Genomic DNA, 21,386 nt, shown 5'->3' with positions numbered 1-21,386 from the left:
GGCATGCAAGGGAAGCGACGGCAGCTGCTGCTGGCAGGGGCCGGCATCGCGGCATGGACGCTGGGCGGCGCGGCGCGCGCGCAAGCGGGCGGCAAACCGGAAACCGTGCGGTTCGGATATCAGAAGTCGTCGACGCTGATGATCCTGCTGAAGTCGCGCGGCACGCTGGAGAAGGCCCTCGCACCGCAGGGCGTCTCGGTGTCGTGGCACGAGTTCACTTCGGGCCTGCCGCTGCTCGAGGCGCTCAATGTCGGCGGGCTGGACCTCAGCGCCGATGTCGCCGACGCGGTGCCGCCGTTCGCGCTCGCCGCCGGAGCGAAGCTGACCTACTACGCGATCGAGACGCCGTCGCCGACCGCGCAGGCGATCGTCGTCCCGCGCGATTCGCCCTTGACCTCGATCGCGCAATTGAAGGGCCACCGGGTCGCCTTCGCCAAGGGCGCCGGCGCGCATTACCTGCTGCTGGAGGCGCTGGCGCGCAACGGCCTGTCGATGCGCGATATCGAGCCGGCGTATCTGACGCCGGCCGATGCGCGCGCCGCATTCGAGCGCGGCAACGTGGCGGCGTGGGTCATCTGGGACCCGTTCCTCGCGGCCGCGCAGCGGCAGGCGCAGGCGCGCGTGCTGGCCGACGGCACCGGCCTGGCCAGTTATCGCCGCTTCTATCTGGCGGCAAGCGACTTCGCGCGCCGCCGCGCCGACGTGCTCGCCACCGTGTTCGATGCGCTCGCCCAGGCGGGGGAGTGGGTCAAGGCCAATCCCGCCGCCGCGGCGGAATGGCACGCGCCGCTGATCGGCCTGGACGCGGCCACCGTCGAGATCGCCAACCGCCGCCGCAGCTACCGGCTGCAGGCGGTCGACGCGCCGGCGCTGGACGAGCAGCAGCGCATTGCCGATGCCTTCCACGCGCAGCAGATCATTCCGCGCAAGGTGGTGGTGAGCGCTTCGGCGGTCTGGCGGCGGCAGGCCTGAACAACGCGTACACCGTGTGCACATCGCGTTCGCACCGCTTGTGGACCGCTGCGGACCGCTTGCATGCCGGCCCCGATCGAAGGCTTGGCATTCGGCCAACCGGTGTACTAACCTCGTTCTACGTTGCGGTGAACCGGGTTTACACGGGCCGTAACGGCGCCGTCGCAGGCGCACGCGCAGGGCGCTTGCCCTGGCTCGATTCAGTCCACTTCGCAATCCTCATGTGGCCATGCCCGGCAGGAATGATCCGCGCTGGCCAACACAGACCCGAACGATGACGGGGGCCATCCAGGTCCCGCGTCATTCTTCACGAGCGCGCATGGCGCAGCATGCCGATGCCGCCTTTGTCCGCGACCTGTCCTTGTGGTCGCGTGGGGACTTCCCCGGCAAGACGCTGGCTTCGGATGACCTGCACCGAGAGGCGCGCTCGTGTCCGCAGTGCGCGGCTTCGCGCGGAGTCACGCGGTTTCACGTGACCTCACGTGGCTTCACGCGGTGCCACGTATTGCCCGACAGGCCGCCCCTTCCCGCATCTGTCCGATTCCGCCCAGCGTCATGATCCTGTTGGCGCTCCCATGTCCGTCGTCGCGACGGCATCGGAGACGCTCGTCTCTTCGACGCCGAGGTAATCATGAACAATGTTTCTCTTCGCATCCCGGAAGGCATCGGCAGGTGCCTGATGGCGGTGGGCACCGCATCGGTACCCCTGCTGCTGGCGGTCGCGCCGGCCCGCGCCCAGACCCCGCCCGCCGCGCCCGCGCCCACTCCCCATACGCAGGAGGCCAAGGACCCGACCAGCAACTTCACCGCGCGATGGACGCGCGCCGATGCGCGCCAGATCATGGCGATGTCCTCGCCCAACGTGACCCCCGGGCAGAACTCGCTGCCGCAGCATCTGACGATGCCCGACATCCCGGCCAATTTTCCGCAGACCAACGATCGGGTGTGGGTCTGGGACACGTGGCCGCTGACCGATGCCAGGGCCAACCAGTACAGCTACAAGGGCTGGGAGATCATCTTCTCGCTGACCGCCGATCGCAATGCGGGCTATACGTTCGACGACCGGCATATCCATGCGCGCATCAGCTACTTCTATCGCCGCGCCGGCATTCCGGCCTCCCGGCGGCCCGCGAACGGCGGCTGGATCTATGGCGGGCATCTGTTCCCGGACGGTGCCAGCGTGCAGATCTTCGGCGGCGCGCCGATGACCCACAACGCCGAGTGGTCCGGCTCGACGCGCATCATGCCGGATGGCCGCATCGTGGTGTTCTATACCGCGACGTCGTTCAACCGATCGAGCCCGTCGGGCGGCAATATCACGCCGCCGATCGCCATCATTGCGAAGGCGGAAGGACGCGTGGAGGCCGACCACAACGGCGTGCGGCTGACCGGCTTCAACGAGCATATGAAGCTGCTGGAGCCGGACGGCACGTGGTACCAGACCGGGCAGCAGAACGAGTTCTTCTCGTTCCGCGATCCCTTCACCTTCGAGGACCCGGCGAATCCCGGCGTCACCTTCATGGTGTTCGAGGGCAACACCGCCGGTCCGCGCGGCGCGCGCACCTGCACCGAGCAGGACCTGGGCTACGCGCCGAACGATCCGCAGCGCGAGGACCTGAACGCGGTGATGGACTCCGGCGCGGTCTTCCAGAAGGCCAACGTGGGCCTGGCGGTGGCGATCAACAGGCAGCTGAGCCGCTGGGTGTTCCTGCCGCCGATCCTGTCGGCCAATTGCGTCAACGACCAGACCGAGCGGCCGCAGATCTATATCAAGGACGGCAAGTACTACCTGTTCACGATCAGCCATCGTTCGACCTATGCCGCAGGCGTCGAAGGTCCGGACGGCGTCTACGGCTTCGTCGGCAACGGCGTGCGCAGCGACTACCAGCCGTTGAACAATGGCAGCGGGCTGGTGCTGGGGAATCCGACCGACATGAACCGGCCGCGCGGCGAGCCTTTCGCGCTCGATCCGACGCAGAATCCGCGCACGTTCCAGTCGTACTCGCACTACGTGATGCCGGGCGGACTGGTCGAGTCCTTTATCGATGCGATCGGCGCGCGGCGCGGCGGTTCGCTCGCGCCGACGGTGCGCATCGACATCCAGGGCGCCAACACGGCGGTCGATCGCAGCTATGGCGTCAATGGGCTCGGCGGCTATGGCGACATTCCCGCCAATCGCGAGGCCCTGTTCAGCCTGCGTGGCGTGCTGATCGGCGACCTGGTGCGCCGGCTGTTCGATTGAGGGAGGTTGCGATGCAAAGGATCGCTGTATTGCAAGGCAGGCGGCCGGCCGCGGCGCCGCGGAAGGGGCGACTGCCATTACTGCCATTACTGCCATTACTGCCGTCGCTACTGCTGCTGGCTGCGTGCGGCGGCGGCTCGCCGGACGATGGCGCGCGGCTCAGCGACGCGGCGCAGCGCGCGCTGAGCGAGGCGCCTGCTGCCGCACCGCCGGACACGGCATCGGCCGCCGGCGCGGACCCGTTGGCGACCGCGGCCGCCGAAGGCGTGATCGAGGGCGAGGCGCCCGAATCGGCCGGCACGCCGCCGGTCGCCCCGCATCCGACGCGGCTGGTGATGCTGGAAGACGGACTCTACGCCCGCGACGCCGGCGACAACTGGAAGAAGTACGAGAACGGGAGCTGGGTATCGGTGCACGCGCCGCAGCTGCCGTCGGGCATGCAGTAGCGTGGAGAGCGGCGCGGCACGGCCGATGCGTTGGCATCGACCGCGCGCGCCGCTTACCCCGTCATTCCTTCATCCCCTTATCCCTTCAGCGCCTTCGGCTCCAGGTGCCACAGCTTGCGGTCGCTGGTCGACACCGCGACCGCACCGTGGGCCAGCGCGCTGCGGATGTCGTCCTGGTTGCAGACGAAGCCCGAGGTGACGATCGGCGGCAGCCCCTTGCGGTCCGCCTCGGGAAGATGCGCCAGCATCGGCGCCGGCATGATCTGCACGAGGTTCGGATCGCTCTGCTCCAGCGCCTTGACGCTGCGCGGCCAGGTCGAGCGGTCGGTCACGAAGACCTTCTGCATCGTCACCATGCCGGCGCGGTTGGCGCGCTGGATGGTCGCCACGCGAGTCGAGACCAGGCTCGCCACGCCGATGTCGGCCAGGTAGTCGACGCCGCCCTTGTCCTGCGACAGGCCTTCGCAGCTGTCGATATTGACGATGACGTACTTGCCGGCCTGGGCCAGCGTGGCGACCACCGGCTGCAGCTTGCGCAGCTCGACGTTGGCGACGATCGACACCTCGGCGGCGCTGTCGACGAAGGCGTCGACCTGTTCGACCCCGTACAGCGTCGCAATGACGGGATGCCGCATCAGGCGTGCACCGAGGGACTTGTCCATGGCGTTTATCGGGCTTCGTGGGAGAGAACGTCGGTCAGGCCGAGCTTCCCTGGGTTCAGGATGTTGTGCGGATCGAGCGCGCGCTTCACGGTGGCCAGCAGCGGGAAGGCGCTGCCCAGCGACGGCGCCATATAGGGCGCGCGCAGCAGGCCGATGCCGTGATGGTGGCTCAGCGCGGCATTGTATTGAATCAGCACCGCGTTGGCCGCATCCCAGGCGGCGCGATACCACCGTTGCCGGTCCTCGACCGCGACCTCGCCGCGCAGCGAGAAATACAGGCAGGCGCCGTCGACATAGGCGTGCGACTGGTGCGCGGAGCCGGCCAGCGTGCCGGGCACCGCGTTGATCGCGGCGACCACGTCGCGATAGATATCGGCCAGCGCGCTCCACGGCCCGCACATCTCCAGCGTATCGGCGACGAAGCCGGGGCTGCGCTTGAAGCCCTCGGCGCTCTTGCCGGTCAGGTAGCGCGTATCGAGCCAGCGCTCGAAGATTGCATCGCCGTCCAGCGGCTCGCCCAGCTCGCGGCACACGCGTTCGCTGATCGTCATCACCGCCTCGACGATCTCCGGCGCGCCTTCGTCGGCGACCAGCAGCACATTGGTGTCGGGCAGGCCGAACTGCACGCCGCTCTCGAGTTCGTCGTAGAGCCGCAGCGCAGCCGGATTGCCGCCTTGCTGCAGGATCTGCCGGCAGGCCTCCAGGCCGATCGCGAAAGTCTTGAAGCCATAGGCGATGGCGCGGCCATGGTCCGGCAGCCGATGCAGCTTCAGCCGTACGCGCACGATCACGCCGAGCGTGCCTTCCGAGCCGATGAACAGCTGCTGCAGGTCCGGTCCGAGCGCCGCGCGCGAATAGCCGCCGACGGTGACGAGCCGCCCGTCGGCCAGCACCACGTCCATGCCGAACACCATGTCCTCGATCTTGCCGTAGCGCGTCGACAGCTGGCCGGCGCCGCGGCACGCGACCCAGCCGCCCACGGTGCTGATGGCATACGACGACGGCCAGTGGCCCATCGTCATGCCGTACTCGCGCTGGATGGTCTGCTCGAAGATGTCGCCGAACATGCCGGCCTCGACCTCGACGATCTGGCTATCGCGATTGAAGCCGATCAGCCGGTTCATGCCGCACACGTCCAGCACGATGCCGCCGCGCACCGGCAGCGCGGCGCCGGTGACATTGCTGCGGCCGGCGGACACGGTGACCGGGACGGCGCGCTCGCTGGCGATGCGCATCACCGCCTGCACCTGCTCGACGGTGGAGACGCGCACGATCGCCGCGCGCGGCGTCGCCGGCTTGCCGGCGGTCTCGGTCATCATCGAACCGGCCCACCAGTCGCGCGTCCACGCGACCACGCTGCCGGTATCGGTCAGCACCTCGTCGGCGGCCTGCCGCAGCGCCGCCAGCGTGGCGGTGTCCACCGTCACGGCATCGCGCTGCAGGCCCGGCGCGTCGGGCGTCCGCGCGATGGTGGCGGCGTAGCCCGGCGGCGTGTGCGCGCCGACCACGTAGTTGCCGCGGTTGTAGCCGCGCTTGATGGCTTCCTTGCTGATCATGCTGCATCTCCCATGAGAACGGATTTTTCGAGGGCAACGGCGTCCAGGTAGTCGCCGACCTGCCGTGCCACGGCCGCCTCGGACAATCCGAGCTCGGCCTGAAGAAGTTGACCCACGCGCGCGGCGGCGCGGGCGGAGGCGTCGCGCGCCATCAGGCGGGCGCGCATGCGGCGCGACAGCACGTCGTCGACATTGGCCGCGAGTTCGTGGCGGGCCGCGTAGACGACCTCGGCCTCGGTGTAGGGCAGGCCCTCGACGATCGGCCGCGCGAGGCGCGGATCGGCCTGCAGGATGTCGCTGACGAAGCGCGCCTCGGTGCCGTAGCGCTCGCCCAGGTGCGCCGACAGGCCGCCCGAGGCGACGATGGCCTGCGCGTCGTAGCCGGCCGCGCCCAGCAGCCAGGCCGATTTCGTGCGGCATGCCGCGCGCTTGCCGATGACCTTCTGCGCCGCGTCGATGGTCTGCTCGGCCATATGGCGCGAGGTCGTCAGCTTGCCGCCGACCACGGTCACCAGTCCGTCGTCGGCGATGCGGATGTCGTGGTCGCGCGGGATTTCCAGCGTCTTGCCGCCGGGCGGCGCCACCAGCGGCCGGCAGCCGGCGATGCTGCCGACCACGTCCTCGGGCTGCAGGTCGGTCTTCAACGCCGAGCGCGCGCCCTCGAGCAGGAAATCCAGCTCTCGGCGCGTGCACAGCACGTTGTCGAGATCGCCCTCGTAATCCTCGTCGGTGGTGCCGAGGTAGGAGACATTGCCCCAGCGCGTGATGGTGGCGCGGCGGTTGCGGCCGGGCACCGGGATCGTCACCGTGCAGTCGTTGCGGATCTTCAGCCAGGGGATTGCGACATGCACGCCCTTGGCCGGGCGGATATGCAGGGTCTTCGCTTCGCCGGCCTTGCGGCCGGTCCAGTCGCGCAGCCAGACGCCGGTCGCCATCACCACCACGCCGGCGCGCACGCGGATCTCGCGCTCGCCGGCCTGGACGATGGCGCCATCGACCTTGCCGTGGCCGTCGCGCGTGATCTCGGCCACGCGGGCATGGTTGACCACGGCGGCGCCATGGAAGGCCGCGGTGCGCGCGATATTGAGCGTCAGGCGGGCGTCGTCGACGCGGGCGTCGAAGTACATGAAGCCGCCGGTCAGGTATTGCTCGTTGAAGGTCGGGCAGTGCGACAGCACCTCGGCCTTGGTCAGCTTCTGGTGCAGGATGCCTTCGCGCCAGCCGCCGGCGAGGTCGTAGGTCCACAGCAGGCTGTCGAAGGCCTTGGCCAGGCGCTTGTCGAACACGCCGTCGCGCTCCATCACCGGAAACAGGAATGGCAGCCGCTGCACCAGATGCCGCGCATTGCGGCGCAGGCGCTGGCGCTCGAGGAGCGAATGGCGGACCAGGCGGAGATTGCCGTGCTCGATATAGCGCAGGCCTCCGTGCACCATCTTCGAGGACTTGGACGAGGTGCCCGAGGCGAAGTCGCTCTTCTCGACCAGCGCGACGCGATAGCCGCGCAGCGCGGCATCGAGCGCGGTGTACGCGCCCGTGACGCCGCCGCCGACCACCAGCACGTCGAACCGCTCGCCTTGCAGCCGGTCCAGCTGCTCCGTGCGATCCAGCCGCAAGGGCTCGGTGCTGGCCATGGCGGCGCGCGCGCGGCTGGTGCTTCGGGATGGCAGAACCATCATGTTGATTGCTTCTCCTTGTTATTGGGCCGCCGGGGCATCGGCATGCACGCCGGCCTGCGAGGGGGCTTGCGAGTGGGCTTGTGAAAGGGCCCGCGAGTGGGCATTGGCAATGGCATCGACGTTCCCGAGTTCCGATGCGATGCGCGCATGCCACAGCGCGCGGCGCGCCTCCCGCTGGTCCGCGCCGATCGCCGGCTCGAACACCGCGTCGGCGGCCGTGGTGGCGCGGGCCTGCCGCAGGTCGTCCCACAGCAGCCCCGACGAGCCGGCGAGGAACGCGATGCCGCGCAGGCTGGCGCGGTCGGTCTCCTTCATGCGCAGGATCGGCAGGCCGGTCAGGTCGGCCTGCATCTGCAGCAGCGCGTCGCTGCCGGACAGTCCGCCGCCGACCAGCAGGCTCGATACCGCGACGCCAGCCATGTCGCGGTTGGCTTCGATGCAGGAGCTGACCGAATGCGCGATGCCGTCGAGGATGGCGTAGGCGATCTCGGCCTGCGTGGTCGCCATCGAGATGCCGTTCAGCGCCGCGCGCGCGGCCGGCTCCATGCGCGGCACGCGCAGGCCGGTCAGCGCGGGGATGAAGGTCACGCCGCCGGAGGACGACACGCCGGCGGCCAGCGCGCTGATCTGCCGGGCGTCGTCGAACCAGTGCAGCTTGTCGCAGATCCAGTTCAGCGCCGAGCCGGTGGTGGCGACGAAGGTTTCGACCGAGAAGTGCGACTGGCCGCCGTGGCGGCGCGCGGTCATCGTCAGCGTGCTGTCGGAGCGGCCCATCGCTGGCGGCAGCGTCGGGCCGACGATCAGGTCGACGAAGCTGCCGGTACCGTGCAGGCACATCGACTGGCCGGCGTCCAGGCAACCCAGGCCCACCGCACCGGCCAGCTGGTCGCCGGCGCAGGCGAGGATCGGCACGTCGATCCCCAGCACATCGGCCCGCGTGCGGCCGAAGTCGTCGGCGTCCTGCCGCAGCGTGGGCAGCAGCTCGGCGGGAAAGCCCAGCGCATCGAGCCAGTCGAGCCGATAGCGGTGCTCGGCCAGCACGTAGGCGCTGCACGAGGTGGCGTTGGTCGGCGTGGTCACGACGGCGCGTTCGCTCGACAGGTGCCACAGCAGCCAGCTGTCGATGGTGCCGAAGGCGAGCCGCCGCGCGCGCCAGGCGTTGGCGACGGCCGGCGTCTCGCGCAGATGCCGCGCGGCCCACAGGTAGGGCGAGCGCACGCCGGCCGGGCGGCCGACGCTCGGCCGCAGCTTCGCATCCCACGCCGCGGCGAGGCGTTCCAGCTCGGCGGCGTAGCGCGTGTCCTGCCACACCATTGCCGGCACCAGCGCGCGGCCGGTGGCGGTATCCCACAGCACCGCGGTGGCGCGCTGCGTGGCGATGGCCAGCGCCACCACGCGCCGTCCTTCACGGTCCGCATTGGCCAGCGTCGCGCGGCAGACGGCCAGGGTCTTGTCGAGCAGGACATTGGCGTCCTGTTCGACCACGCCGGGGCGCGGCGAATCCACGGTCAGCGTCGTGTATTCGAGGCACGAGACATGGCCGTCCGCGCCGACCAGCGCGGCGCGGGTGCCGGACGTGCCTTCGTCGATGGCGAGAATGACGTCGGTGGGGCGGGTCATGGCCGGGACTTCTCGATGGCGGGATTGAGGAAAGGCGAGGGCGCCTCGGTGTCGCCGCGGAACTGTGGGGCATCGGCCTCGTTGTCCGGATGGACGGCCGTGCGGGTCGGATCCCAGCGGATCGCGAAGCAGATCAGGCTGGCGACCAGCGGCACCACCGACAGGATCAGGAAGGTCTTCTCCAGCCCGTATTCCGCGCGGAACAGCGGAAACACCAGCAGGCCGAGCGCGGCACCGATCGCGCCCAGCGCGCCGATCACGCCGTTGGCGCCGGCGCGCAGCTCGCTGCGGAAGGACAGCGACGACAGGCTCTTGCCGTTGGCGCCCGGGCCGCCGGAATGGAACAGGATGAACAGCGAGGGCACCACCACCGCGACCCACAGCGGCATCTTGCCGTTGAACAGGCCCAGCACCAGCAGCATCGCGAACACCGCGGCAAAGCCGAAGGCGGAGGCGCGGCGCAGGCCCAGCCTGCGGCCGATGACCGGCGACAGGAAGCCGCCGACGATGCCGCAGACGTTGAAGACGAGCGCGCCGATGGTGGCGTAGACGAAGTCCTTGCCGAACAGCGCCGCACTGATCAGCGGCAGGTACCAGCCGATGGCGAAGTACTGGATCGACTGGCCGATCTGCACGGTCGCCGCCAGGATGGTGCGCGGCAGATAGATGCCGCGGAAGATCAGCAGCACATTGGCCAGCCCCCGCCGCGCCTGGTTCAACACCGGAATGCGTTCGGCCGGCGGTGCCGCGGTGAAGGGGCGGCCGTAGATGCGCGTCATGGCGAGCGCGGCGGCCTCGAGCCGTTCCTTGCGGGCCAGCCACGTCGGGCTCTCGACCAGGAACAGCAGTTGCAGCACCAGGATCGCCACGCCGAAGATCGCGGTGGCCGCGACCGAATAGCGCCAGATCGCATCGCCGACCTGCCACGAGTGGAACAGCAGCGCCAGCAGCAGGTTGGTGCAGACCGCCGTGTACCACATGCCTTGCCAGGTATTGAGGCGGCTCTTGAGCTTGACCGGGGTGAATTCGGCCAGCACGGCCATCGCGATGGCGAAGTCGATGCCGTAGGCCGCGCCGACGAAGAAACGGCCGACCAGGATCACTTCAAACGTGGGCGCGAAGACGACCAGCACGGCGCCGACCACGGCCAGCACCTTGGCCAGGATCAGCGGACGCACGCGGCCCCAGCGATCGGCCATCCAGCCGCCGATCGGATTGAAGGCGATCGCGACCCACGAGGCGAACGAGGTCAGCAGTGCGACCTGTGCCGGCGCGAGCGCGAGATCGCGCGTCATCGGCCCGAGGCCGGCGCTCAATGCGGAATTGGAAAAGGCGTCGAGAAACAGTCCGCCGAGTGCGAGCCACCAGATCAGGCCGGCTCTGCCCCGTATACCCGGACAGGAATCGATATAGGCGATGACATCGTCGATGCCACGAAGGCGGATGGCAGGCGCTTGCACGGCGGTCTCCTTGAATTGTTCTGTAAGAGGCCGCAGCAAACTGCACGCGCTAAGAGACCATCCTACAGATGGTCTCTTATCTGAATCTGCCCGGCCAATGTAGGCCGTCGGGCTTGATCAGTCAAGCGGGAAAACCCTGCCGGCGCCATGTCGGGAACGGCGGGAGAGCCGGGATGTCGATCACGTATGGCACGGCTCGGCGGCAGCCGAGATGACACGTAGATGGAGGGCGACATGTCGCTTCTGAACCAGGAACAACTTGCCGCGCTGCGCGGGCGGCTGGATGCGCGCGAGCGCGAACTGCAGCCGCTCTATCAGCAGGGACGCGATCGTCCGTCCAGCAACCCGGCCAGGGAGCCGCAGGACCTCGTCGACACCGCCGAGGGCGTCAACGAGGAGCTGGACCGCGCGGCGCTGCAGCAGCACTACCGCGGCGAACTGAACGATATCGCGCAGGCGCGCGAGCGCATCGATGCCGGCGAGTACGGCGTCTGCCAGGACTGCGAGCGGAAGATTCCGTACGCGCGCCTGCTGGCCAATCCGACCGCGACGCGCTGCGCGCCGTGCCAGGAACGGCGCGAGCGCACGTTCGCCAGCTAGGGCGGACGAGCGCTCGCCATTCAGGCCACCAGCGGCAGCGCTTCGCGCATCCGCAGCTCGGCGGGCTTGATCTCGCCGAGCGGCGACAGCAGCGCGGGATCGAAGGGACGCGGTGCGACGCCCTGCGCCACGCGCGCCGGCCAGTCGGGATTGGCCAGCGCGCCGCGGCCCAGCGCGACCAGGTCCGCGCCATCGGCCAGCGCGTCCTGCGCGCGCGCCGGCTCGTGCAGGCCGCCGTTGGCGATCACGGTCAGATGCGGCGCGGCAAGCCGCGCATGCCGGACCAGCGAGCGCGCGTCGCCGGGGAAGGCCGGCTGCCACGCCTCGAACTCCGTCACGTGCAGGAAGTCGATGCCCGTCTCGGCCAGTCGGCCGAACACGATCGCCGCGCCCTCGGCCCCTTCGGCCCATTTATGCGTGAAGTCGTTGACCTTGCCCTGCGAAATGCGCACGCCGACCGGAAAGCCGTCGCCGACCGCGCACCGCACGGCGCGTGCGGTTTGCTCGGCGAGCCGGATGCGGTTGCCGATCGGCCCGCCCCAGGCATCGTCGCGCCGGTTGGTGTAGTCGGTCAGGAACTCATCGAGCAGATAGCCGTTGGCGCCGTGGATCTCGATGCCATCGAAACCGGCGACATCGCGGGCGAGCCGCGCCGCTTCGGCAAATCCGGCGATCGCCGCGTCGATCTCGTGCGGCGCGATGGCGCGCGGCGTGCGATAGGGCCCCTTGCCGCGATAGACGCCCATCTGCATGCCCTTCGGCGCGATGGCCGACGGGCCGACCGTCTCGTCGCGGAAGCGGTTGGCCTGCGACAGCGCGCCTGCATGCATCAGCTGCACGAAGATGCGGCCGCCGGCAGCGTGCACCGCGTCGGTGACCGCGCGCCAGGCGCGCGCCTGCTCCATGTCGGTCAGGCCCGGCTGCCCGGCATAGCCCTGCGCATACGCGCGGTCGGTGTAGCTGCCCTCGGTGACGATCAGCCCGAAGCCGCCGCGCGCAAAGCCCGCGTAGTAGTCCACCATCGTCGGCGTGGGCACGCCCTCGGGCGTCGCGCTGATGCGCGTCATCGGCGCGACGACGAGCCGGTTCGGCAAGGCGAGGCCGTTGAGGTCCAGCGGATCGAACAGCGCCGGCCGTGCCTGGGCGTTCATGCCGGCGCTCCTTCGGCCACGGCGATGGCCTCGATCTCGATCAGCGCCTCGGGCGAATACAGGCTGGAGATCTCGACGATGGTGTCGGCGGGGTACGGCGCCGAGAACCACTTGCGGCGCAGTTCGACGATCTTGCCGAAGTTGTCCATCGACTTCAGGAAGATCGTGACCTTGGCCACGCGGTCCAGGCTCGAGCCCGCGGCCTCGAGCGCGCGCCGCAGATTGCGGAAGGCCTGCTCGGCCTGCTTGTCGAAGTCGCCGCGGCCGACGATGTTGCCGTCGTCGCCGATGGCGGCCTGTCCCGAGATGAAGACCAGATTGCCGACGCGGATGCCCTGCGACAGCAGGAACGGCGCGTACGGATCGGGGTTGGTGCGGACTTGTTCGAGCAGCATGGGAAACTCCGGGGTAAAGTTGAGGGAATTTCATCCGTCAGGCGGCCACCTTCATGACCGCAGCGGAGAATGTTCGCAGTATCGTGATCCCAGGCAGGCCCGACAAATGGTCAAATCTCACGTTATGGATGAGTTCAACTCATTCATGGAGTCGTCATGAGACGCCTTCCCCCACTGAGCGCGCTGCGCGCCTTCGAAGCGGCGGCAAGGCGCCTGAGCTTCAAGCGCGCGGCCGACGAGTTGAACGTGACCGCGACCGCGATCAGCCACCAGATCCGGCTGCTGGAGGAATGGCTCGGTGTTCGGCTGTTCGAGCGCGAGACGCGCAAGGTCGATCTGACCGCGAGCGGGCGGCTGCTGTTTCCGGCGATCCGGGACGGGCTCGACGGCTTCGAACGCGCGGTGCAGCTGGTGCAGCGCCAGCGCGCGGCCAATATCGCCACGCTGTCGTCCACCGTCGCGTTCGTCGCCAAGCGGCTGGCGCCGCGCGCGGGGTCGTTTCGCGCCGCGCATCCCGACTGGACGCTGCGGCTCGACGCCTCCAATGCCGTGGTGGATCTCGACAGCGATGCCGACGTGGCGATCCGCTATGGCGGCGGCCACTATCCGGGACTGACGGTCGAGCCGCTGTTCCAGGACCGTTTTGCGCCGGTCTGCAGCCCGCATCTGCGGCTGTCGTCGCTGAAGGACTTGCGGCACGCACCGCTGATCCATTTCGAGTGGGGCGCCGGCGTACGGCAGGACCCGCGCGCCGCGGTGTGGGGGCATTGGCTGGAAGGCGCCGGCGCCGGCGACATCGAGGTGTCCGCCGGGCTGTCCTTCACCGACGAGATCCACGCGATCCAGGCCACGGTCGCGGGGCAGGGCGTCGGCCTGCTGAGCCTGACGCTGGTGGCCGAAGAACTCGCCTCGGGCGTGCTGGTGCAACCGTTCGAGCTGTCGCTCGAGAGCTTTCGCTACGACCTGGTCTACAGCCCGCGCGCCGCCGAGCGGCCGGCGACGCGGCTGGTGCGGGAGTGGGTGCGGGCGGAGTTCGGCGAGGCCGCTGCGCGATAGGGAACGCGACCGGGCCGCGTTGCGCTCAGGCCGCGGGGCTCTACTGGCAGTTCGCCGGGCAGGTGCAAGGAATGAGAATGCGGGGCATAGGTTGCTGCACTTCTCTATACTTGTTCAATTAGTTGGACAACTCTATGGAGAAGGCCATGCGAACAATCCACTTCTCCGATGCCCGCAACAATCTGAAGGCGGTCATCGATCAAGCCATTGCCGATCACGACGCGATCCTCATCACGCGACGCGACGCACCCAACGCAGTGATCATGTCGCAAGAGCAATACGACAGCTGGATGGAAACCATGTACCTGCTGAGCAATCCGGCCAACGCAAAGCGGCTGATGCAGTCAATTGATCAGCACCGGAGCGGCAAAGGCGTGAAGCATGATCTGATCGATCCGGATGCTGAATGACGCGCCACCTCACCTTCATGCCTGCCGCCTGGGAGGACTACATCTACTGGCAGGGGCAGGATAAAAAAACGCTGAATCGGATCAATGCCCTGATCCAGGACGCGCAGCGGAATCCCTTCGAAGGCCTGGGCAAGCCAGAGCAGCTCAAGGGCACACTATCCGGTTATCGGTCACGGCGTATCGACGATACGAACCGGCTTGTGTACTACGCCAACGATGACGAGCTGGCCATCATTGCCTGCCGTCTTCACTACGGCGACAAGTAAGACTGCAGCAAGCTCAGTGCAAAAGTCGCCATCGTTGCGCTCCGGATTGAATGATGGCGCAGGCGGCGACCCATCTCCTGGCGCTGTATTGAACAAGACTGCTGCAAGGAAAAACGGGCTTCCGAAGAAGCCCGTGCAGGGTGCCGGCCTGCCTGGCGTGTGCCCGGCGTTGCCGGCGGGTGAGGGTCCGGTCAGGCCGGGACCTGTGTGCCGGCTGCCGCTGCCTCCTTCGAGAACAGGCTCCTGGACGCCGCCACGTGTCCGGCCAGCACCGGCCGCAGCACCATGAAGGCCAGGAACGCCGCGATCAGGTCCATCGTCGCCACGGTGTAGAGCACGGTGGACCAGGTGCCGGTCGCCTCCATGATCAGGTTGCCGATCGGCACGAACAGCGCGCCGATGCCCTTGGCGGTGTAGAGCACGCCGTAGATCTTGCCGATGTGCTTGGTGCCGAAGGCATCGCCGGCCAGCGCCGAGAACAGCGAGTAGACCTCGCCCCAGGCCAGGAACACCACGCCCGACAGGATCAGGAAGGCGTACGGGTTGTGGCCGAAATACCCCAGCGCGATGATGCCCATCCCTTCCAGCGAGAACGCGATCACCATGGTCTTCTCGCGGCCGATATGGTCGGAGATCCAGCCGAACAGCGGCCGGGAGACACCGTTCATGATCCGGTCGAGCATCAGCGCCAGCGGCAGCGCGGCCATCACGAAGAAGTGCAGGTCGACCTGGAAGTCCTTGACGCCGAGGTCCTTGGCGATGACGCCGAGCTGCGCCACGGCCATCATGCCGCCGGTGACCACCAGCACGAACATCACCAGCATCAGCCAGAACAGCTTGGTGCACATCGCTTCCTTCAGCGTGTAGTCGCGCGTGGCCTGCACCAGCTTCTGGGACGCCTTGACCTCGTGGGCCCGCGGCGAGCGCAGGAACCATGCGGCGGCGAACGCCAGCGAGCCTTGCAGCACGCCGAAGAACAGGAAGGTGTGCTGGAAGCCGGACGACTCGATCATCGCGGCGATCGGCAGGATCGTGGCGGCCGAACCGGCGCCGTAGCCGCCGGCCGTCAGGCCCACCGCGAGGCCGCGGCGATCGGGGAACCACTTGATCGCGTTGTTGATGCAGGTCGCGTAGATCGAACCGACACCCAGGCCGCCGACCGCGGCGCCGATATAGAAGCCCATCAGCGTGGTGGCCTGCGAATTGATGATCCACGCCCCACCCATCAGCACCGCGCCGAATGCCACCATCATGCGCGGACCGAACTTGTCGATGAAATAGCCTTCGATGGGCGCCAGCCAGGTCTGCACCAGCACGAACACGGTGAAGGCGATCTGGATATTGGCGCGCGACCAGCCGAAGGTTTCCTGGATTTCCGGAACGAACAGCGTCCAGGCGTATTGGACGTTGGCGGTGGCGATCATGCAGATGACGCCAACGAGAAGCTGTATCCAGCGCGTCTTTTCGGAGACCTCGGGATTGGTGCGGAATGCCGCCGTCGACGAATTATTCATGGCGCACTCCTTCAATCGTTTGATTCTTCCTGTCCGAATGTGCGGTGCCGCACCTCGGCTCGGATATCGTCGCTAGCATTTCAATGTCTCCTGTATCGTTGGCTTCTATGTCCGTTACACATCCGCTCCTGAAACAAAAAACCCTACGCTATTGCGCTGCCGGGGGCGGCAGGCGCGATCGGAACTGAAGGATGGGGCGAAGCGGGCTTGCTTAAACTGATCTGGCGGCGATGGACGACCCGGTCGAATCGATTTCCATGCGTTCCTCCTTGCCGTTGGTGTCCCTCTGTTGGGGTGCCGGTTGCCATCACGGTCATCGCCCCGCTCGCATTGGGTGTGGCGATGGGTTACAAGGTATGTGATATATCAATTAAGTCAAGTGAAAGGGATGGCAGGGTTTTCACCAGCAGGGATTCATTCCCGGAATCACTATGCTGCGCCGCTTCAGGTGGTTATCGAATGATTATGAAAAACAAAAAAGGCGCACCAATAAAATGGCGGACGACGCGTATTGCGTGACGCCTTTGCGCAATGCGCGGTGCCATTGTGTGCAATATGGAAGGATTAATTGACGGCGGAACGGCTTACCATGCGGCCATTTATGAATAATATTCGCGGTCATTATGTGTCGGGTCGGACAAAAATAAATCAATACCCGGAATCGATACCGATTGCGCATCACCGGCCGGCCGGTATCGCGGTAGATTGACGGTCTTGATGGCAAGGGCCGGCGCCACGTGCAGGGCGCCCTCGCGCCCAGGCCTGTCTGCGCAACAAGGAGGACGATCATGAATCCATCGACATCCCCGGCCGGCAAGATGCAATCCGCCGATGTGCAACTGGTGGCGTGGTCCTGGCAGACGCGGACCGGCCTCGATGTCGCCGCGGTGATCCACGCCCCGGATCGCGTACGGGTCGAAGGGCGGATGCAGGCGCAGTGGGACGACGGTCCGCTGGAGCTGGCCTATCGGCTCGAATGCGGAGCGGACTGGCGCTTTGTCCGGCTCGATGCCCGCACCGTGTACCAGCGCGACACGCGGACCCTGCAGCTCGCGTGGGACGGCGGGCAGTGGACCGATGGGCACGGTCCGCGCGATGACCTCGCCGACGCCGCCTACATCGACATCATGGCCACGCCGATCACCAACACGCTGCCGGTGTGCCACGCCAGCTGGCAGCCGGGCGCCAGCCAGGTCTTCACGATGGCCTATGTCCGCCTGCCCGAGCTGACGGTCGAGCCGGTCCGGCAGCGCTACACCTTGCTGGCCACGGAAGCGGACGGCCGCCGCCGCTTCCGCTACGAGACGCTCGGGCCGGCGGCAGAACGGCAGGCGTCCGGCACCGGCCTGAGCGGCTATCACGGCCAGGACTCCGCATTCACCGCCGAGCTGGTGGTCGACCCCGCCGGTCTGGTGATCAGCTATCCCCCATATTGGGACCGGATGCCGGCGGCACGGGCGCTGGCGGAAAGCGGCGCCTGACCGCGGGGCGGCGGGCGGTACGGGCTTTCTCCGACGCGGCTCGGCAGCGCTGTCACAAACGGCCCGCGCCAGACGTCTTGGGTTTGAACTGACTGCTACAGTGCCACGCCGGCACCGTGGCGGCGCCACGGTTGTGCCATGGCATTGACCCTTGACGATATCGAACGCGATGACCCGCCCACCCGATACCCGCGATCGGCCGGACCCGGCCACTACGGCCACTACGGCCACCACGGCAGCTACGGGCACCACCGCAGCTACGGCTGCCACGGCTGCCCCGGCGGCGACGGCTGCTACGGCTGCAACGGCCGCCCCCGCCGATCCCGCCACGCTGACCTTCGCCCGGCTGCGGCCGCGCCTGCACGGCATCGCCTACCGGATGCTGGGCACGGTCGCGGAAGCCGAGGATGTGGTGCAGGACGCCTGGCTGCGTTGGCATGAGGCCGACCGCGGCAGCATCGACAACGCCGAGGCCTGGCTGGTCACCGTGACCACGCGGCTGGCGATCGACCGGCTGCGCATGGCCAAGGTCCAGCGTGAGCACTACGCCGGCATCTGGCTGCCCGAACCCGAACTGACCGAATCGCCCGCCACCCCCGAGCAGCTGACCGAGCGGGCGGACGACCTGTCGGTGGCATTCCTGCTGCTGCTCGAACGGCTGACCCCGGAGGCGCGCGCTGCCTTCCTGCTGCGCGAGGTGTTCGACGCCGACTACGCCGACGTCGCCCGCGCGATCGGCAAGAGCGAAGCCGCGTGCCGCCAGCTGGTCAGCCGCGCCAGGGTGCAGCTGCGCGACGAGCGGCCGCGCTTTGCCGTCCCCCGCGAGACGCATCTGCGCCTGCTGCAGGGCTTTGCCCAGGCGATGGAGCGCGGCGACATGGCGGCGTTGCAGTCGATGCTGGCGGAGGACGCCGAGCTGATCGGCGACGGCGGCGGCAAGGTGCCGAGCTTCCCCAAGCCGCTGGTCGGCGGCTGGCGCATCGCCAAGGTGTTCGCGGTCGGGCCGCAGCGCCACGGGCAGACAGTACGCGCCGAACTGGCGCTGCTCAATGGCGACTGGGCCGTGCTGCGCTTCATCGACGGACAGCTGGAATCGGCGCAGTGCTACGAGACCGACGGCGAGCGCATCGTCCGCATCCACGCGCAGCGCAATCCGGACAAGCTGCTGCGCATCGCGCTGGCCCGCGGCGCCTGCTGAGCGAGCCCACGTTTTTTTAGGTGGGCGGCCGCTGGCCGCCGCCGTGATAACCCTTGCGCCCCGAACGGTGCGCAGCCATTTCGACCAGGAGAAAGCCATGACCCAACGCCTGAACTACATCCAGCAATCGCCCGAGCTGTTCAAGGCCTATCTGAATTTCAGCAACGCGATCGATGGCGGCGCGATCGAGCGATCGCTGCTCGATCTGGTATCGATCCGCGCCTCGCAACTGAACGGCTGCGCGTTCTGTCTCGACATGCATGTCAAGGAGGCCAAGCTGCACGGCGAGCGCGAGCTGCGCGTCTACCATGTCGCCATCTGGCGCGAGTCGACGCTGTTCTCGCCGCGCGAGCGTGCGGTGCTGGAATGGACCGAAACGCTGACGCAGCTGCCGCCGCACGGCGTGCCGGACGACGTCTACGAGCGCGTGCGGGCCCAGCTGTCGGAGAAGGAGCTGTCCGACCTGACCTTCGCGGTGATGGGCATCAACGGCTGGAATCGCGCCAACGTCGCGTTCCGCACGGTGCCGGGGTCGGCGGACAAGGCGTTCGGCCTGGACAAGGCCGGGCTGGAATAAGCCGCGCCGGCAACGCCGGCCAACCGATCCGTCCCCCGCCAAAGCGGGAAACCCCGGGGCGTCGCAAGACGCGGGGTTCCTGCCTGCGCGGGGGACGTCGTGATCCGCTTCAAGCCAGCCGGAACAATCCCACCGCCCCCGCCAGCTTGTTGGCCTGCGCCTGCAGCGCCGACGCGGCCGCCGACGACTGCTCCACCAGCGCGGCGTTCTGCTGCACCATCTCGTCGAGCTGGCCCACCGCCTGGTTGACCTCCTGAATGCCGCGCGTCTGCTCGATCGCTGCATTGGAAATCTCGGAGATCACGGTGCTGACCTGCGAGACATTGCCGACGATCGCCGTCATCGTCTCGCCGGCCTTGCGTACCTGGCTCGAGCCCGAGGCCACCTCGCCGACGGTCGATTCGATCAGCGTCTTGATCTCCTTGGCGGCCTGCGCGCTGCGCTGGGCCAGCCCGCGGACCTCGCCGGCGACCACCGCGAAACCGCGGCCCTGATCTCCCGCGCGGGCCGCTTCCACGGCCGCGTTCAGCGCCAGGATATTGGTCTGGAAGGCGATGCCCTCGATCACGCCGATGATGTCGGAGACCTTGGCCGACGCGTGCTCGATCTTGTCCATCGTGCCGATGACCTCGCCGATCACCACGCCGCCTTCGGAGGCGATCTGCGAAGCGGCGACCGCGGAATCGTCGGCCTGCCTGGCGGACGTCGCCGACTGCGCGACGGTGGCGGTGATCTGCTCCATCGACGCAGCGGTCTGCTGCAGGCTGGCCGCCGCCGACTCGGTGCGCTGCGACAGGTCCAGGTTGCCCGCGGCGATCTCGTCGGCCGCGTGCCGCACCGATTCGCTGGCATCGCGGATCTGCCGCATCACCGAGCACAGCTTGTCGACGAAGGTATTGAACGCCCGCGCGATCTGCGCGACCTCGTCCTTGCCGTCGGCCGGCAGGCGGCGCGTCAGGTCGCCATCGGCCGAGCCGATCGCGTCCATCACGTCGCGCACCTGCGACAGGCGGCGGAACGAGGCCGCCGTCGCCATGCCGGCCAGCGCGGCGGCGACCAGCGCGATCACGATCAGCGTCAGCGCGGAGGCCATCAGCACCGAACGCATGCCCGCGGTCGCTTCGGTCTTGTCCAGCGCGATCACCGCGATCCAGTCGGTATTCGGAATCGCCCGGGCGCGCAGCAGCTTGGCGGCACCGCCGACCTGCACTTCGGTCGGCGCGGCGGCCGTCAGCAGCGCGGCGAGCTGCGCGGCGTCGAGACCCGGTACCAGATCGGCGACGGGCTTGAGCGTCAGCTTGTCGTCGGGATGCGCGACGATCAGCCCACCTTGCGTGACCAGCATGCCGAAGCTCGACGGCGTCGGGTGGATCGCCTTGACGTTGGCGATCACGCGATCCATCGCCACGTCGCCCGACACCACCGCCTTGACGCCGCCATCGGCGACGACGGGCGCGGCGAAGGCCACCACCAGCTTGCCGCTGCCGGCATCGACATAGGGCGGCGTCACCACCGGCTTGCCGGCCGCGGCGGCCTGGCGATACCACGGACGGCCGGTCGGATCGTAGTCCGGCGGAATCCCGGTCGGATTGGAGAACATCGCGCGCTTGTCGTCATAGCCGACATAGACGTTGACGAAGCCGCCGGCGTCCGCGACCTGCTTCAACGCGGCCGACGGATCGGCCTGCAGCACCGCGTCGCGCAGCGAGGCAATCATTCGGCCATGGCCGTCGACCCAGTCGGCGATCGCGCCGGCATGGCCGGCCTGCAGCGCGCTCAGCGAACTGTCGATCGCGGTGTCGTTGTAGGAGTCGGCGACCGCGTAATTGACGGCGGCATTGACCGCGAGCGCGGCCACGACAATGCCCACGCACAGCGCGACGATGCGCGCGCGGATGGAGGAGAACATACGAAGCAAATTCCAGGAAGGGGCCGCCATCGATGGCGCCGGCCGGTTGACGAGGCCTGCGGTAGCAGACGCGATGGCTAACGGCGGGGATTGGCCAAACTTCACCCTGGCTTCTGTATGGAATTGCCTATGCAATGATTCGGTGTGACGAGTTGCGCATGACACCCCGAGCACCGGTCGATGCAGCGCGGATGC

At 68.1% G+C, this 21,386-nt stretch carries 19 protein-coding genes; 10 read left to right on the top strand and 9 right to left on the bottom strand.

The window, feature by feature from the left end; all coding sequences use genetic code 11:
* The first annotated feature begins 3 nt into the window (after window positions 1-3).
* The 3 genes from K7G19_RS03905 (at window position 4) to K7G19_RS03895 (ending at window position 3,660) form a co-directional block, all read left to right on the top strand.
* Complete coding sequence (locus tag K7G19_RS03905) at window positions 4-972, top strand: aliphatic sulfonate ABC transporter substrate-binding protein (RefSeq protein ID WP_226105889.1); 969 nt, start codon at window positions 4-6, stop codon at window positions 970-972.
* Between the two features lie 679 nt (window positions 973-1,651).
* Window positions 1,652-3,214 (top strand): glycoside hydrolase family 68 protein, encoded by a 1,563-nt coding sequence (locus K7G19_RS03900; RefSeq protein ID WP_226106312.1) that lies wholly within the window; start codon window positions 1,652-1,654, stop codon window positions 3,212-3,214.
* Between the two features lie 11 nt (window positions 3,215-3,225).
* Window positions 3,226-3,660 carry a hypothetical protein gene (locus K7G19_RS03895; protein ID WP_226105888.1) on the top strand — a complete coding sequence of 145 codons (435 nt, stop codon included), beginning with the start codon at window positions 3,226-3,228 and terminating at the stop codon, window positions 3,658-3,660.
* A gap of 77 nt (window positions 3,661-3,737) precedes the next feature.
* Here K7G19_RS03895 and K7G19_RS03890 read toward each other — a convergent pair whose 3' ends face one another.
* From K7G19_RS03890 to K7G19_RS03870, 5 genes are read right to left on the bottom strand one after another with little or no spacing between them, the layout of a single operon-like run.
* Window positions 3,738-4,322, bottom strand: coding sequence for a glycerol-3-phosphate responsive antiterminator (locus tag K7G19_RS03890; protein WP_226105887.1), 585 nt, complete (start codon window positions 4,320-4,322; stop codon window positions 3,738-3,740).
* 5 nt (window positions 4,323-4,327) lie between these two features.
* On the bottom strand, window positions 4,328-5,878 hold the full coding sequence (locus tag K7G19_RS03885) for an FAD-binding oxidoreductase (RefSeq protein ID WP_226105885.1): 1,551 nt from the start codon (window positions 5,876-5,878) through the stop codon (window positions 4,328-4,330).
* Entirely contained in the window at window positions 5,875-7,554 is a 1,680-nt protein-coding gene (locus K7G19_RS03880; RefSeq protein WP_226105883.1) for a glycerol-3-phosphate dehydrogenase/oxidase, read from the bottom strand. Before K7G19_RS03880 ends, K7G19_RS03885 begins: the two co-directional genes overlap by 4 nt.
* An 18-nt stretch (window positions 7,555-7,572) precedes the next feature.
* Complete coding sequence (locus tag K7G19_RS03875; RefSeq protein WP_226105882.1) at window positions 7,573-9,174, bottom strand: FGGY family carbohydrate kinase; 1,602 nt, start codon at window positions 9,172-9,174, stop codon at window positions 7,573-7,575.
* Window positions 9,171-10,634, bottom strand: a complete 1,464-nt coding sequence (locus K7G19_RS03870; protein WP_149316070.1) for an MFS transporter — start codon at window positions 10,632-10,634, stop codon at window positions 9,171-9,173. The genes K7G19_RS03875 and K7G19_RS03870 overlap by 4 nt, the downstream gene beginning before the upstream one ends.
* Window positions 10,635-10,868: 234 nt before the next feature.
* Here K7G19_RS03870 and K7G19_RS03865 point away from each other — a divergent pair, with 234 nt between their 5' ends.
* Complete coding sequence (locus K7G19_RS03865) at window positions 10,869-11,234, top strand: TraR/DksA C4-type zinc finger protein (protein WP_226105881.1); 366 nt, start codon at window positions 10,869-10,871, stop codon at window positions 11,232-11,234.
* Between the two features lie 20 nt (window positions 11,235-11,254).
* Here the strand turns inward: K7G19_RS03865 and K7G19_RS03860 are convergent, their stop codons facing one another.
* Both K7G19_RS03860 and K7G19_RS03855 read right to left on the bottom strand, forming a co-directional pair.
* Window positions 11,255-12,385: a tRNA-dihydrouridine synthase gene (locus K7G19_RS03860; protein ID WP_226105880.1), complete on the bottom strand. Its 1,131-nt coding sequence runs from the start codon at window positions 12,383-12,385 to the stop codon at window positions 11,255-11,257.
* Entirely contained in the window at window positions 12,382-12,780 is a 399-nt protein-coding gene (locus K7G19_RS03855; protein WP_150083826.1) for a RidA family protein, read from the bottom strand. Before K7G19_RS03855 ends, K7G19_RS03860 begins: the two co-directional genes overlap by 4 nt.
* A 156-nt stretch (window positions 12,781-12,936) precedes the next feature.
* On the opposite strand from K7G19_RS03855, the gene K7G19_RS03850 reads away from it, so the two are divergent.
* The 3 genes from K7G19_RS03850 (at window position 12,937) to K7G19_RS03840 (ending at window position 14,512) form a co-directional block, all read left to right on the top strand.
* Window positions 12,937-13,836 carry a LysR substrate-binding domain-containing protein gene (locus K7G19_RS03850; RefSeq protein ID WP_226105879.1) on the top strand — a complete coding sequence of 300 codons (900 nt, stop codon included), beginning with the start codon at window positions 12,937-12,939 and terminating at the stop codon, window positions 13,834-13,836.
* Window positions 13,837-13,982: 146 nt separating this feature from the next.
* The gene (locus tag K7G19_RS03845; protein WP_149316065.1) at window positions 13,983-14,246 is read left to right on the top strand and encodes a type II toxin-antitoxin system Phd/YefM family antitoxin; all 264 of its coding nucleotides are present in this window, start codon (window positions 13,983-13,985) and stop codon (window positions 14,244-14,246) included.
* Window positions 14,243-14,512, top strand: a complete 270-nt coding sequence (locus K7G19_RS03840) for a Txe/YoeB family addiction module toxin (RefSeq protein ID WP_226105878.1) — start codon at window positions 14,243-14,245, stop codon at window positions 14,510-14,512. Before K7G19_RS03845 ends, K7G19_RS03840 begins: the two co-directional genes overlap by 4 nt.
* 191 nt (window positions 14,513-14,703) lie before the next feature.
* Here K7G19_RS03840 and oxlT read toward each other — a convergent pair whose 3' ends face one another.
* On the bottom strand, window positions 14,704-16,026 hold the full coding sequence (oxlT, locus tag K7G19_RS03835) for an oxalate/formate MFS antiporter (protein ID WP_226105877.1): 1,323 nt from the start codon (window positions 16,024-16,026) through the stop codon (window positions 14,704-14,706).
* A 788-nt stretch (window positions 16,027-16,814) separates the two neighbouring features.
* On the opposite strand from oxlT, the gene K7G19_RS03830 reads away from it, so the two are divergent.
* The 3 genes from K7G19_RS03830 to K7G19_RS03820 all read left to right on the top strand — a co-directional run bounded on the left by K7G19_RS03830 (window position 16,815) and on the right by K7G19_RS03820 (window position 19,282).
* Window positions 16,815-17,507, top strand: a complete 693-nt coding sequence (locus K7G19_RS03830; RefSeq protein ID WP_226105875.1) for a putative glycolipid-binding domain-containing protein — start codon at window positions 16,815-16,817, stop codon at window positions 17,505-17,507.
* Window positions 17,508-17,676: 169 nt separating this feature from the next.
* Entirely contained in the window at window positions 17,677-18,705 is a 1,029-nt protein-coding gene (locus K7G19_RS03825) for an RNA polymerase sigma-70 factor (protein ID WP_226105873.1), read from the top strand.
* Between the two features lie 97 nt (window positions 18,706-18,802).
* On the top strand, window positions 18,803-19,282 hold the full coding sequence (locus K7G19_RS03820; protein WP_149316061.1) for a carboxymuconolactone decarboxylase family protein: 480 nt from the start codon (window positions 18,803-18,805) through the stop codon (window positions 19,280-19,282).
* Between the two features lie 109 nt (window positions 19,283-19,391).
* Here K7G19_RS03820 and K7G19_RS03815 read toward each other — a convergent pair whose 3' ends face one another.
* A complete protein-coding gene (locus tag K7G19_RS03815) occupies window positions 19,392-21,191 on the bottom strand; it encodes a methyl-accepting chemotaxis protein (RefSeq protein ID WP_226105871.1) in 1,800 nt (599 codons plus the stop codon).
* Window positions 21,192-21,386 lie beyond the last annotated feature (195 nt).

The organism is Cupriavidus sp. DB3 (genome assembly GCF_020418465.1).
GTDB classification, from domain to species: Bacteria; Pseudomonadota; Gammaproteobacteria; order Burkholderiales; family Burkholderiaceae; genus Cupriavidus; species Cupriavidus cauae.
Note: the sequence above shows the minus strand (reverse complement) of the source record. Positions and strands in the feature narration are given on the sequence as shown.